Origin of the sequence: Geodermatophilus maliterrae (assembly GCF_041018925.1) — a bacterium.
GTDB classification, from domain to species: Bacteria; Actinomycetota; Actinomycetes; order Mycobacteriales; family Geodermatophilaceae; genus Geodermatophilus; species Geodermatophilus maliterrae.
This window is the reverse complement of the sequence record NZ_JBFNXQ010000067.1, coordinates 1-13,127: the sequence shown is the minus strand read 5'-3', so window position 1 is coordinate 13,127 and position 13,127 is coordinate 1. Positions and strand designations below refer to the sequence as shown.

12 protein-coding genes are annotated in these 13,127 nt (G+C 74.9%); 3 read left to right on the top strand and 9 right to left on the bottom strand.

Features of this window, described 5'->3' with window-relative positions; translation table 11 throughout:
- Window positions 1–84: 84 nt before the first annotated feature.
- The 7 genes from ABQ292_RS18385 to ABQ292_RS18355 form a co-directional block, all read right to left on the bottom strand.
- The gene (locus ABQ292_RS18385) at window positions 85–1,209 is read right to left on the bottom strand and encodes an ABC transporter ATP-binding protein (RefSeq protein ID WP_369209058.1); all 1,125 of its coding nucleotides are present in this window, start codon (window positions 1,207–1,209) and stop codon (window positions 85–87) included.
- The gene (locus ABQ292_RS18380; RefSeq protein ID WP_369209056.1) at window positions 1,206–2,222 is read right to left on the bottom strand and encodes an ABC transporter ATP-binding protein; all 1,017 of its coding nucleotides are present in this window, start codon (window positions 2,220–2,222) and stop codon (window positions 1,206–1,208) included. The genes ABQ292_RS18385 and ABQ292_RS18380 overlap by 4 nt, the downstream gene beginning before the upstream one ends.
- Complete coding sequence (locus ABQ292_RS18375; RefSeq protein WP_369209054.1) at window positions 2,219–3,214, bottom strand: ABC transporter permease; 996 nt, start codon at window positions 3,212–3,214, stop codon at window positions 2,219–2,221. The genes ABQ292_RS18380 and ABQ292_RS18375 overlap by 4 nt, the downstream gene beginning before the upstream one ends.
- 22 nt (window positions 3,215–3,236) lie before the next feature.
- Window positions 3,237–4,166: an ABC transporter permease gene (locus ABQ292_RS18370; RefSeq protein WP_369209084.1), complete on the bottom strand. Its 930-nt coding sequence runs from the start codon at window positions 4,164–4,166 to the stop codon at window positions 3,237–3,239.
- A gap of 8 nt (window positions 4,167–4,174) precedes the next feature.
- Complete coding sequence (locus tag ABQ292_RS18365; protein ID WP_369209052.1) at window positions 4,175–5,704, bottom strand: ABC transporter substrate-binding protein; 1,530 nt, start codon at window positions 5,702–5,704, stop codon at window positions 4,175–4,177.
- 82 nt (window positions 5,705–5,786) lie between these two features.
- On the bottom strand, window positions 5,787–5,954 hold the full coding sequence (locus ABQ292_RS18360; protein ID WP_369209050.1) for a hypothetical protein: 168 nt from the start codon (window positions 5,952–5,954) through the stop codon (window positions 5,787–5,789).
- On the bottom strand, window positions 5,909–6,493 hold the full coding sequence (locus tag ABQ292_RS18355) for a glycosyl hydrolase 2 galactose-binding domain-containing protein (RefSeq protein ID WP_369209048.1): 585 nt from the start codon (window positions 6,491–6,493) through the stop codon (window positions 5,909–5,911). The genes ABQ292_RS18360 and ABQ292_RS18355 overlap by 46 nt, the downstream gene beginning before the upstream one ends.
- Window positions 6,494–6,632: 139 nt before the next feature.
- On the opposite strand from ABQ292_RS18355, the gene ABQ292_RS18350 reads away from it, so the two are divergent.
- Both ABQ292_RS18350 and ABQ292_RS18345 read left to right on the top strand, forming a co-directional pair.
- Window positions 6,633–7,298 carry a TetR family transcriptional regulator gene (locus ABQ292_RS18350; RefSeq protein WP_369209046.1) on the top strand — a complete coding sequence of 222 codons (666 nt, stop codon included), beginning with the start codon at window positions 6,633–6,635 and terminating at the stop codon, window positions 7,296–7,298.
- The gene (locus tag ABQ292_RS18345; protein ID WP_369209044.1) at window positions 7,295–9,436 is read left to right on the top strand and encodes an acyl-CoA dehydrogenase family protein; all 2,142 of its coding nucleotides are present in this window, start codon (window positions 7,295–7,297) and stop codon (window positions 9,434–9,436) included. Before ABQ292_RS18350 ends, ABQ292_RS18345 begins: the two co-directional genes overlap by 4 nt.
- A 42-nt stretch (window positions 9,437–9,478) precedes the next feature.
- Here the strand turns inward: ABQ292_RS18345 and ABQ292_RS18340 are convergent, their stop codons facing one another.
- Together ABQ292_RS18340 and ABQ292_RS18335 are read right to left on the bottom strand one after the other, a co-directional pair.
- Window positions 9,479–10,381 carry an ABC transporter substrate-binding protein gene (locus ABQ292_RS18340; protein ID WP_369209042.1) on the bottom strand — a complete coding sequence of 301 codons (903 nt, stop codon included), beginning with the start codon at window positions 10,379–10,381 and terminating at the stop codon, window positions 9,479–9,481.
- Entirely contained in the window at window positions 10,378–12,381 is a 2,004-nt protein-coding gene (locus tag ABQ292_RS18335) for a putative bifunctional diguanylate cyclase/phosphodiesterase (RefSeq protein WP_369209040.1), read from the bottom strand. The genes ABQ292_RS18340 and ABQ292_RS18335 overlap by 4 nt, the downstream gene beginning before the upstream one ends.
- A gap of 104 nt (window positions 12,382–12,485) precedes the next feature.
- Here ABQ292_RS18335 and ABQ292_RS18330 point away from each other — a divergent pair.
- The coding region (locus ABQ292_RS18330; RefSeq protein WP_369209038.1) for a trimeric intracellular cation channel family protein at window positions 12,486–13,127 on the top strand (642 nt) is incomplete at its 3' end.

Here is a 13,127-nt window from a genome sequence, read left to right as displayed (position 1 = left end):
CGCCGTCCACGGGGTCGGCGGGTAGCCGGTTGCCGGTACGGGCAAACGGACGGTCCCGTACCAGGCGGTGCCGGGTCCGGCCGGTCAGCGCTCCGGCGGGGCGGCCGTCCGGGGCGCGGCCGGGTCGCCGGCGTCCACCGGCGCCTCGGGCTCCGCCCGCCGGACCGGCGTCCCGACCACCCCGTGCAGGTGGCAGGCGGCGACGTGGCCGGGTGCCGAGCCGACCGGCTGCAGCGCGGGGTCGACGTCGGGGCAGGGCGCGAAGACGTCGGGGCAGCGGGTGCGGAACCGGCAGCCGCTCGGCACCCGGGACGGCGAGGGGACGTCGCCGCGCAGCACGATCCGCTGCCGCGAGCGCTCGAGCTCGGGGTGCGGGACCGGCACCGCCGACAGCAGCGCCCGCGTGTAGGGCATCTGCGGGGCCGCGCTCACGGCCTCGGCGGGTCCGACCTCGACGATCCGACCCAGGTACATCACCGCGATCCGGTCGGAGATGTGCCGCACCGCCGACAGGTCGTGCGAGACGAACAGCAGCGTGAGCCCGAGCCGGCGCTGCAGCCGGCGCAGCAGGTTGAGCACCTGCGCCTGGATGCTGACGTCGAGCGAGGCGATCGCCTCGTCGCAGACCAGGAAGTCCGGCTCGCCGGCCAGCGCCCGGGCGATGCCGACCCGCTGCCGCTGCCCGCCGGAGAACTCGTGCGGGTAGCGGGTGGCGACGGCGGGGTCCAGGCCGACCAGCTCCAGCAGCTCCCGCACCCGGTCGGCCCTGGCCTGCCGCCCCGGGTGCAGGCCGTGCACCTCCAGGGGCTCGGACACCGTCTGGGCGACCGTGCGCCGCGGGTCGAGCGAGGCGAACGGGTCCTGGAACACCATCCCGGCCCGCCGGCGCAGCTCGCGCAGTTGCCTGCGCCCGAGCGCGGTGACGTCGATGCCGTCGAAGGTCACCGTCCCGCCGGTCGGCGGGACCAGCCGCAGCAGCGCGTTCCCCAGCGTGGACTTCCCGCACCCGGACTCCCCCACCAGGCCGAGGGTCTCGCCGCGCAGGATGTCGAGGTCCACGCCGTCGACCGCGCGCAGCACACCGGTGGCGCGCCGCAGCGGCCCGCCCGAGCGGACCGGGAAGTGCACCTCCAGCCCGCGGGCCGTGACCAGGACCTCGCGCTGTGCCGGAGCGGCCGCGGCTCCCTCGCCCAGCGAGACCGCGCTCACCGTGCACCCCCCTCTGCGCACCAGGTCGCCGCCCGGTGCGGCAGCCCCTCCGACAGCCCGGTCCCCACCACCTGCAGCGGCGGCTGCTCGGTCTCGCAGCGCGGGTCCGACCGCACCGGGCACCGCGGCCAGAACACGCACCCGTCCGGCGGGTCGGTGGGCGCCGGTGGCGTCCCGGGGATGGTGGCCAGGTCGCCCTCGTCGGCCGTGGCGAGGTCGGGCAGCGCGCCGAGCAGGCCGCGCGTGTAGGGGTGCGCCGGCCGCTCGAGGACGTCGTCGACCGTGCCGTCCTCCACGCACCGCCCGCCGTACATGACGAGGACGCGGTCGGCGATGCCGGCGACGACGCCGAGGTCGTGGGTGATCCAGATGACCCCGGTGCCGTGGTCGGCCCGCAGCTTCTCCACCAGGTCGAGGATCTGCGCCTGCACCGTGACGTCGAGCGCCGTGGTGGCCTCGTCGGCGATGAGCAGCGAGGGACTGTTGCTCAGCGCGATCGCGATGACCACCCGCTGTCGCATGCCACCCGAGAGCTCGTGTGGGTAGCGGTCCAGCGCGCGCTCGGGGTCGGGCAGGCCCACCTCGGTGAGCAGCCCGGCCGCGCGCCGGCGCGCCTCGGCCTTGGAGACCTCACCGTGGGCGCGGATGCCCTCGACCAGCTGCCGCCCGATGGTGAGCACCGGGTTGAGCGAGGTCATCGGGTCCTGGAAGACCATCCCGACGCCGGGGCCGCGCACCTGGCGCAGCCGCTCCGGCGACATGCCGAGCAGGTCCTCCCCGTCCAGCCGCGCCGAGCCGGTCACCGTCGCCACGCGGGCGGGCAGCAGCCCCAGCAGCGCCAGGACGGACACGCTCTTGCCGCTGCCGGACTCCCCGACGACGGCCACCGTCTCGCCGCGCCCGACGGTGTAGCTCAGCCCGTTGACCACCGAGGCCGGCCCGCGCGGGGTGCGCAGCCGCACCCGCAGGTCCTCGACCTCCAGCAGCGGCTCCCCGGTCGCCGACGCGGTCACCGGCCACCTCCGGCCATGAGCGTGCGCTGGCGCGGGTCGAGGACGTCGCGCAGCCCGTCGCCCAGCAGGTTGAAGCACAGCACGGTCACGAAGATCGCCATCCCCGGGAAGAAGGCCAGCCACCAGGCAATGTCGATGAACCCGCGGCCCTCGGCGAGCATCAGCCCCCAGGAGGGGTTCGGCGGCTGGGTGCCCAGGCCGAGGAAGGACAGCGCCGCCTCGGCGAGCACGGCGAACGCGAGGCTGATCGAGGTCTGCACGATGATCGGCGGCGCGGCGTTGGGCAGCACGTGCCGGGTGAGCAGCCGGAAGTCCGATGCGCCGACCGACCGCGAGGCCCGCACGTAGACCTCCTCCCGGACGCCGAGCACGCTGGCCCGGGTCACCCGCGCGAACACCGGGATGTAGACGATCCCGATGGCCAGGGCGGTGTTGCCGGCCCCGGGGCCGCGGACGGCGAGGACCGCGATGGCCAGGAGCACCGCCGGGAAGGCGAAGAGGACGTCCATGAACCGCATCAGGACGTCGTCCACCCAGCGGCCGTAGAAGCCGGCCAGCAGCCCGATGAGGGCGCCGGCGACCAACGCGAAGGCGACGGCGAGGAACCCCACCCGCAGGGAGACGGCCGCCCCCAGGACCACCCGGCTGAGGATGTCGCGGCCGAGGTCGTCGGTGCCGAACGGGTGGTCCCAGCCCGGCGCCTGCAACCGGTCCTCGACCGAGATCTCGTTCGGGCCGGCCGGCGCGAGGGTCTCGTCGAACACCGCCATCAGGACGATGAGCAGCAGGACCGTGGCCGCGACGGCCGCGGTCGGGTTCCGGGCGAGGAGCCCGAGGGTCTCCCGCCACCGTGGCCGGGGCGGCCGCTGCGTCGACCGGACGCCGGCCTCGGTGGGTGGCGGTGACGCGCCGGACCCGGGCGCAGTGTGCCCGGCGCCGGACCCGGGCGCAGTGTGCCCAGCCGCGGCCCGGGGAACGGGCTGGCCGGTCATCGCAGCAGGACCCGGCTGTGTGTCATCGGCGGATCCTCGGGTCGATGGCGGTGTAGAGGAGGTCCACGACCAGGTTGATGAGCAGGAAGACCACGGCGAACAACAGGATCGCCCCCTGGAGGACGGGGTAGTCACGGGCCTGGACGGCCTGCAGGGCGAGCTGGCCGAGCCCGGGCCAGGAGAAGACGATCTCCACCACGACCACCCCGGACAGCAGGTAGGCCAGCTGCACGCCGGTGACGGTCACCAGGGGCAGCAGTGCGTTGCGCAGCACGTGCCAGGTGAAGACCTGGCGCGTGGGCAGCCCCTTGGCCTGCGCCGTCCGGACGTGGTCGGCCCCCAGCGCCTCGAGCACGCTGGACCGCACGAACCGGGTGATCACCGAGCCGGACACCACGCCGGTGACCACCGCCGGCAGGAGCAGCCGCTGCGCCCAGCCACCCGGGTCCTCGGTGAGCGGGACGTACCCGCCCGAGGGCAGCCACCCCAGCGTCCCGGCGAAGACCAGGATCAGCACGATCGCCATCCAGAACTCCGGCACGGAGATGCCGATCTGGCTGAGCACCGTGGCGACCCGGTCGACGACCGACCGGGGGCGCAGGGCCGACAGGGTGCCCAGCGGGACGGCGATCAGCAGCGCCACCAGGATCGACGCGAACGCCAGGGTCAGCGTCGCCGGGAGCCGCTCGGCGATCAGCGACGTGACCGTCTCCCCGCTGCGGAAGCTCACCCCCAGGTCGCCGCTGACGGCCCGGCCGAACCACCCGAAGAACTGCTCGACCAGTGGCTGGTCCAGCCCGGAGCGCGCCCGCAGCGCGTCGTAGGTCTCCTGGTCGAACCGCGTGCCCAGGGCCAGCCGGATCGGGTCGCCCGGGACCAGGTGCACCAGGGCGAACACGATCACACTGACCCCCGCCAGCACCACCACCGACTGGCCGGTGCGGCGGAGCAGGTAGCCGGTCAGGGCAGCTCCACGTTCTCGAAGTTGATCGCCTTGTCCGCCCGGATCTGGTAGCCGGCCAGGCCGGGCGCCCACGCCTGCACGACGTCGGGGTTGTAGAGGTAGAGGTAGGAGACGTCGTCCACGATCAGCTGCGCTGCCTGGTCGTAGGCCTGCTTGCGGGCGTCCTCGTCGGTCTCGCTGGCACCCTGCTGCAGCAGCTGGTCGACCTGCGGGTTGCTGTACTTCTGGTAGTTGTTCGGCCCGTTCGTCTGGTGCTGTTCCTGGTAGTAGGCAGCCGGGTCGAGGTTGCCGAGCCAGCCGAGCATGAAGGCGTCGAAGTCGCCCTGGCCCTGCCGGTCCAGCCAGGTCGCGAAGTCCAGCGTCTCGATGTCGACCTCGATGCCGACCTCGCCGAGCTGGCTGGCGATCACCTGTGCGGCGGTGATGGTCTCCGGGAACTCGTCGGTGACCATCAGCCCCATCGTCAGCGGCGTCTGGACCCCGGCCTGCGCGAGCAGCTGGCGGGCCTGGTCCGGGTCCCGCTCGAACGGGGCGTAGTCGGTGTGGAAGAAGCTGTCCTCGGGGATGGCCGTCTGGTTCGGCTGGGCCGCTCCGAACCACGCCGCCTCGGCGACGGCCTCGCGGTCGACGGCGAAGGAGATCGCGCGCCGCACGTCCCGGTTGTCGAACGGCGGACGGGCGTAGTTCATGGACATGTACCAGTAGTCGACGCTCGGCGTCGTCTGCAGTTCGATCGTGTCGTCGCCCCGCAGGGACTCGATCTGCTGCGGCGGGATGTTGTCGGTCCACTGGACCTCGCCGTTCTGCAGCGCGGTGAGCGCGGCGGCCGGCTCGGTGACGTAGCGGAACTCGACCCCGCCGATGCTCGGCGTGCCGCCCCAGTAGTCCTCGTAGGCCGTCAGCACGGTGCTGCTCGCGTCGGAGCTCTCCAGCCGGAAGGGCCCGGTCCCGACTGCCTCCGTGGTGAGGTCGACCTGGTCGGCGGCGCCCTCGGGGAGGATCGCCATCCCCTTGAACGAGCCGATCCGCTCGAGCAGGTTCGGGGTCGGCTGGGTCAGGGTGATGACCACGGTCTGCGGCCCGTCGGCGGCCACCGACTCGACGTTCTGGAACCGGAAGGAGTTGCTCAGTTCCTCGTCGATGATCCGGTTGTACGAGTAGACGACGTCCGCGGAGTCGAACTCGCTGCCGTCGTGGAAGGTGACGCCCTCCCGCAGCGTGAAGGTCCAGGTGAGGCCGTCCTCGCTGGTCTCCCAGGACTCGGCCAGGCTCGGCTCCATCGTCAGGTCCTCGGCGTTGGGGACGACGAGGGTGTCGTAGACGTTCTCGAGCACCTGGAAGCTCGGGTAGGCGGTGGTGACGTGCGGGTCGAACTGGTCGGGCTCGGCGCTCACCGCCGCCACCAGCGTGTCGCCGCCTCCGCCGCCACCACCCCCACCGGTGTCGACGGCGTCCCCACCGCCGCCGCAGGCCGACAGCACGAGGGCCACGGCGACGGCCGGGGGGAGAAGGCGGTTCGTGCGCACGGGGTCCTCCACGGGCTCGGCGGCATCGTCCGTCCCGACCCTGGCCCGGTCGGAGCGGTTCCGCATGACGAGGGGGTGATCGTTACGTGTTCTCAACCGGGCCCGCTGCCGCCTGGCCGAGGGTGGCCCGCCGCAGGGCGTCGAGGTCGCACTCGGGCACCCGGTCGGCGGTCAGCAGCCCGTTGACCTCGTGGTAGGCGTCGGTCAGCTGCGTCCAGCAGGCGCCGGCCAGCGCGCTGCTGGCGTGCACCGCCGCCCACTGCTCCCGGTAGCGGGCCAGCAGGTCCTCGGGCGAGCGCGCGGCGGGTGGAAGATCTCGTGCGGCTCGTCGCGCCAGTCCTGCTTGCCGCGCGCCGCCTCGAGGTCACGCGGGTCGTCGTCGGCCCGGACGACGAGGTCGGCGCCGTGGTCGCCGAGGTGCTCGCTGACGTCGACGCGGAACGGCGTGTAGCCACCCTCGTGGTGCGCGACGTGCGCGCCGCCCACCCGGACGTCGCACACCCGGTCGACGGCGCCGAGGTTCAGCACGGTGCGCCGGTCGCCGGCCCGGCCCGGCAGCGGGCGGCGGTACCAGGCACGGTGCAGCGGGCCGGCCCAGTGCACGCCGCTGGCCGGGGTCTCCGGGGAGTAGGGCACGCGGATGGTGCGGTCGAGGTCGACGCGGCCGACCGTGCCGGCCAGGTCGGGGTCGGCGGCGAAGTCCCACTCCCCCTCGAGCGAGGTCCACGGCCGGCGCAGCAGCGGGCGGGGGTGGGCGGTCGGGTCCATCGAGGGGTCGCGGCGGTCCACGTCCCCACCTCACCGGAGGCCGCGCGCCCGTGCACGGCGCAGCGGCCGCCGTCCCCGGCTCGGGCGCCGTCCGTGCGGGCCGTCCGGACGCGGCGAGGCCTGGTGCACGGTACCGTGAGTACTGGGTACCGTGGGTAGCGTGCACGAGCGGACGACCAGGCGCGACCGGCGGAACTCCCGGTGGGACGAGCACCGCCGCGCCCGGCGCGAGCAGCTGGTCGACGCCACCGTCGCAGCGGTGGGCCGTTGCGGCGCCGGCGTCGGCATGGAGGAGATCGCCGCCGAGGCCGGCACGAGCAAGACCGTCGTCTACCGGCACTTCGCCGACCGCAGCGAGCTGCACGTCGCCGTCTGCACCCGGGTGGCGGCGCAGCTGACCGACCGGCTGCGCGCGGCCCTGGCCACCACCGACCACCCCCGCGGCATGGTCGCCGCGGCGGTCGAGACCTACCTGGCGTTCCTCGAGGCCGACCCCGAGCTCTACCGCTTCGTCGTCGCCGCACCCGACCGGCCGGTGGACGCCGACCCGATCCGCACGCTCAGCGACCTGGTGGGCGACCAGGCCGCCGCCCTGGTGGCCGTCGCCCTCGAGCAGGCCGGCCGCGACCCCGCGGCCGCCGCCCCGTGGGGGCACGGCCTGGTCGGGCTGGTCCGCGCGGCCGCCGACTGGTGGCTGCGCGCCGACCGGCCCATACCGCGGGCCGACCTCGCCGCGCACCTCACCGAACTGGCCTGGGCCGGCCTCGCCGGCCTGCTCCCGGACGCCCGCCCCGTCCCCGTCCCCGACCCCGAGGAGCAGCAGTGACCCAGACCCTCCCCACCACGGTGGACCCGGCGCACCTCCGCGACGTGCTCGACGGCCGCTGGGCGCACGTCCGGCGCCAGGCCCGCGAGCAACTCGGCCCGCAGTTCGCGCCGGTGTACGGCGAGACGGTGCAGGAGGCCCGCGAGCGGATCACCCGGCTGTCGCGGGCACTGGCCGCCACCGGGCAGGTCTCGCTCGGGTTCCCGAAGGAGTACGGCGGCGAGGCCGACGCCGGCGGCTCGGTGACCTCCATCGAGATGCTGGCCCAGGGCGACCTCTCGCTCATGGTCAAGGCCGGCGTCCAGTGGGGGCTGTTCGGCGGCGCCGTCCAGCTGCTCGGCACGCGGCGCCACCACGACGCGTACCTGCGCGACATCATGAGCTTCGACCTGCCCGGCTGCTTCGCGATGACCGAGACCGGCCACGGCTCCGACGTCCAGCAGCTGCGCACCACCTGCACGTACGACCCCGGGACGCAGACGTTCGACCTGCACACCCCGCACGAGGCCGCCCGCAAGGACTACATCGGCAACGCGGCGAAGGACGGCCGCATGGCCGTGGTGTTCGCCCAGCTGGTCACCCAGGGGCAGCGCCGCGGCGTGCACGCCTGGCTGGTGCCGATCCGCGACGAGCGGGGGGACCCGTGCCCCGGTGTCACCATCGGCGACGACGGGCCCAAGGCCGGCCTGCTCGGGGTCGACAACGGCCGGCTGGCCTTCGACCACGTCCGCGTGCCGCGCGAGATGCTGCTCGACCGCTACGGCCAGGTCGCCGAGGACGGCACCTACACCAGCTCGATCGAGAACGAGACCCGCCGCTTCTTCACCATGCTCGGCACGCTGGTGCGCGGCCGGGTCAGCGTCGGCGGCGCGGCGAGCGCGGCCACCAGGGTCGCCCTCGACATCGCCGTCCGCTACGGCGACGTGCGCCGCCAGTTCACCGCCCCCGGCCACGACCGGGAGGTCGTGCTCAACGACTACCTGGTCCACCAGCGCAGGCTGCTGCCGGCGCTGGCCACCTCCTACGGGCTCGCCTTCGCCCAGGAGGAGCTGGTCGGCACCATGCACGACATCCAGACGGCGGTGCACGAGCACGGCCAGGAGGTCGACGAGGCCGCCCAGCGCGAGCTCGAGTCGCGCGCGGCCGGGCTCAAGGTGGCCCAGACCTGGCACGCCACCCGCACCATCCAGACCTGCCGCGAGGCGTGCGGCGGCGCCGGCTACCTGGCGGAGAACCGGCTCCCCCAGTTCAAGGCCGACACCGACGTGTTCACCACCTTCGAGGGCGACAACACCGTCCTGCTCCAGCTGGTGGCCAAGGGCCTGCTCACCGGCTACCGGGACGCCTTCGGCTCCCTCGACGGCTGGGGCCGGGTCGCCTTCGTCGCCGACATGGTCCGCGAGACGGTCCTGGAGCGGACGGCGGCCCGCGGGCTGATCGCCCGGCTGGTCGACGCCGTCCCCGGCCGCGACGACGACGTCCCGCTGCGCGACCGCGGCTGGCAGCTGAAGGTCTTCGAGTTCCGCGAGAAGCACACGCTCGAGGGCGCCATCCGGCGACTCCGCCGCAACGCCGCGACCGCCTCGTCGCCCACCCGCCCCATGGACCCCTTCGACGTCTTCAACAGCGTCCAGGACCACGTGCTGCGGACGGCGCAGACGCACATCGACCGGATCGTGCTCGAGGCGTTCGTCGCCGGCATCGAGCGGGCCACCGACCCGGCCGCCAGGGCGCTGCTCGACACGCTGTGCGACCTCTACGCGCTGTCGACGATCGAGGCCGACAAGGGCTGGCTGCTGGAGCACGGCCAGCTCACCCCGGCCCGGTCCAAGGCGGTGACGTCGACGGTGAACGCGCTGCTCGGGGAGCTGCGGCCGCACATGGTCACGCTGGTCGACGGCTTCGCCGTCCCGGAGGCGTGGAAGAACGCCGCGATCCTGCGCGAGGAGGCCGGCCGGCAGGAGGCCATGCGCCTCGAGGACGTGCGCCTCGAGGACGTGCGCCTCGCGGACGTACGCCTCGCGGACGTGCACCTCGCGGACGTGCACCTCGGGGACACGCACCTCGAGGGGGCCGCCACCGGCGCGCTACCGCCCGGCGACACCGCGGTCACCGTCGCCGTCCCGCCGGGCCAGTGAGCACGGGAGCCGCCGGGCCCCGTGACCCGGCGGCTCCCGCACTCAGTCGGTGGGCGGCAGGGCGCCGTTGACGGTCACCGCGTCGACGGCGCCGTGCCCGACCTCCCAGCGGTCCAGCAGCTCCTGGTAGACGCCGTCGTCGACCAGGCGCTGCAGCGCCTCGGTCAGGACGTCGCGCAGCTCGGTCCGGTCCCTGTCGACCGCGATGCCGTAGAGCCCGGGCTCGTACTGGGTGTCGGAGACCAGCTGGTAGCTGTTCTGGGTCCGCGGGTCGGTGGTCACGAACACCGCCGGCGGGTAGTCGGCGAGCACCGCGTCCGCGCGCCCGGTGCGCAGCTCGAGCAGCGCGTCGTCGTTGGTCGGCACCTCGCGGACGTCGATCCGCCGGGCGCACGCGGCCTGCGCCCGCTCCAGCAGGCCGACCTGCACGGTCCCGGCCTCGACGGCCACGCTCCGCCCGCACAGCCCGGCCAGGTCGTGGATCCCGAACGGGTTGCCGCGCGGCACGACGATCGAGGAGCCGGCGCGGAAGTAGTTGACGAAGTCGGCCTGCTGCTCGCGCTCGGCGGTGTCGGTGACCGCGCTCATCACCAGGTCGAACCGCTCGGCGGCGAGGTCGTCGAGCAGCGTGTCGAACGACGAGGCCCGGAACTCCACCTCCACCCCCAGCAGCTCGCCGAGCGCGGCGCCGAGGTCGGGCTCGAAGCCGACGATCGTGCGCCCGTCCGGGCCGAACGAGGAGGCCGGCGGGTAGGACGGGTCGTTGGCCACGGTCAGGACGCCGGCCTCCCGCACGTCCTCCGGCAGCGCGGCGTGCAGCCGCTCGTCGAGCGTCACGGCCGGGCCGGCGTCGGCCGGGGCCGGGTCGGCGGATCCGCAGCCGGCCGTGACCAGCACGGCGGCGAGGACGGCGGCGCCGGCGAGGGCGCGGCGGGAGCGGGTCACGAGGGGACCTCCACGGAGGTGAGCGCGGGCTCGGGTGCGGGCGCGCGGACCAGGTCCGGCCACGGGTGCGGCCGGGAGAAGTACCAGCCCTGGGCGCGGTCGCAGCCGACCGAGCGCAGCCAGTCGGCGACCTCGGCCGTCTCCACGCCCTCGGCGCAGACCGACAGCCCCAGGCCGTGTGCGAGCTCGACCAGCGACCGGACGACGGCGGCGTCCTCCGCGTGCGCCGCGGCACCGGTGACGAAGACGCGGTCGACCTTGACCTCGGTGAGCGCCAGGGAGCGCAGGTGCGACAGGCTGGCGAAGCCGACGCCGACGTCGTCGAGGGCGGCGCCGAAGCCGTGCGCGGCCAGCTCGGCCAGGCACGCCGACGCGGCGGCGAGGTCGGCCGGCAGCGCCGTCTCCGTCACCTCCAGGTGCAGCCGGGACGGCAGCACCCCGGCCGCGGCGGCCAGCCGGGCGACGGTGTCGGCGAAGCCGGGCTGCTCAAGGTTGCGCACCGAGACGTTGACCGAGACGGTCCAGTCCTCGCCGGCCGCGGTCCAGGCGGCGCAGTCGGCCAGCGCCTGCGTCAGCACCCACTCGGTGAGCGCGCCCATGACACCGGACTGCTCGAGGGCGGGCAGGAACTCCCCGGGGCCGACCAGCCCGCGCTGCGGGTGCTGCCACCGCAGCAGCGCCTCGACGCCGGTGGTGCGGCCGGAGGCCAGGTCCACCTGCGGCTGGTAGTGCAGCCGCAGGTCGCCGTCCTGCAGGGCGCGGCGGACGTCGTGCTGCAGGGCCGGGGAGTGCGGCGAGGGGGCGGTGGCGCGGCGGTCGTAGACCACGACCCCGGTCGCGCCGCGCTTGCCCTGGTACATGGCCGCGTCGGCGCAGGTCATGAGCGTCTCGACGTCGGCGGCGTCGGCCGGGTGCATCGCGATGCCGCAGCTGGCCTCCACCGCCAGCGGGACGCCGTCCACGACGGTCTCGACCGCCAGCGCGTCGCTGACCCGCTGCACGAGCTCGCGGGCGTCGGCGGGGTCGTCGACGCCGGGCAGGAGGAGGCCGAACTCGTCGCCACCCAGGCGGGCCACCGTGTCACCGGCGCGGACGGTCGCGTCCAGCCGGCGGCCGACCTCGCGGAGCAGGTGGTCACCGGCGTGGTGGCCGAGGGTGTCGTTGACCTCCTTGAACCGGTCGAGGTCGACGAGGACGACGGCGCCGGGCGTGCCCCGCTCGAGCCCGGCGGCCACCCGGCGGGCGAACAGCTCGCGGTTGGCCAGCCCGGTCAGCGGGTCGTGCAGCGCGTCGTGGGCGGCCTGCGCGGCCTGCCGGCGCAGCCGCCGGGTGGTCGACCAGGAGATCGCCCCGAGCACGAGGTACAGGGCGCCCAGGCCCGCACCGAGCCGCCAGTAGGTGCGCGCGGTGGCCGCCTCGACCTCGGCGGCGACGGTGTCGTAGGGCAGCAGCAGCTCCAGGACGCCGACCGAGCGGCCGGAGCTGTCGGCGACGATCGGCTGGAGCACGCGGATCATCCGCCCGACGGCCAGGCCGTCGTCGTCGTCGAGCAGCGCGACGGAGCTGCCGCCGTCCACGGCGGTGGTGAAGGCCGTCCCGGTGGCGGGGACGACGCCCTCGCCCGCGGGGTAGTGCGGCAGGGCCTCGGCCGGCCCGCTGGCGCCGTCGTCGGCGAAGACCACGGCACCGGAGAAGTCGCGCAGCCGCAGCCGCAGGATCGACCCGCGGAAGACGGCGAGGTCGGTGGCCATCTGCAGCCGCTCCCGCTCGGCCTCGGTCAGCCCCATCGCGAGGTCCTGGCCGCGCAGGGCCGGCGCGATCGCCATCTCCTCGACCACCGCGGCCTGCGCGGAGCCGTACTCGAGGGCGCGGTCCACGGCGTCCTGCCGGATGCCGGCCGCCAGCACCCCGCCCAGCACGACGACCGGCACCAGGCTGGCCGCCGCGTAGGCGGCGAACAGCCGGGTGCCGACCGCCCTGCTGACCGTGGACCGGCTCATGGCCCCCTGATCGGCGGCTGCGGCCACCCGCTCCAGCCCGTCTCCCCCGTGCGGGGGAGTCGCCCCGCCTGCCGGCCGGGGTGCGGCCGGGATGATGACCGCTCGTGAGCACCCTCGCCGCCACCGCCGAGACGCTGCGCGTCCCGGCCGCCGTCGACCTCGCCGCGGTGGTCGTCGGCGCGCTCACCGGCGGGCTGCTGGCCGCGCGCGAGGGCTTCGCCGTCTCCGGGGTGCTGCTGCTGGCGGTCAGCGGCGGCCTGGGCGGCGGGCTGATCCGCGACGTGCTGCTGGCCGCCGGCCCGCCCGTGGCGCTGACCAACCCCGCCTACCTGCCCACCGTGGCGATCACCGCGGCGGTCACCTTCTACTTCTCCGGCTGGCTCTCCCGGCTCAACCCGCTGCTCGTGGCGCTCGACGCGCTCACCCTCGGCCTGTTCACCGTCATCGGCGCGCAGAAGGCCCAGCTCGCCGGCCTGCCCAGCGCCTCGGTCGTGTTCATCGGGACGCTGACCGCCGTCGGCGGGGCGGTGATCCGCGACGTCCTGCTGGCGCAGCGGGCCGACATCGTGCAGCCCGGGCCGTACAACGCCGTCGCCGCGCTGCTCGGGGCCACGGCGCTGACCGTGCTGGCCGGCCCGGCCGGGCTCGCCCCCATCCCGGTGGCGCTGCTGGTCATCGGGCTGGTGGCCACCCTGCGGGTGCTCGCGGTGTGGCGCGGCTGGGAGGCGCCGGTCGCCGTCGACCTG

Excerpts from the sequence above, each read along its gene's own strand:
- ABQ292_RS18335 (WP_369209040.1), bottom strand. The coding sequence starts at position 12,381 with ATGAGCCGGTCCACGGTCAGCAGGGCGGTCGGCACCCGGCTGTTCGCC.
- ABQ292_RS18375 (WP_369209054.1), bottom strand. The coding sequence starts at position 3,214 with ATGACCGGCCAGCCCGTTCCCCGGGCCGCGGCTGGGCACACTGCGCCC.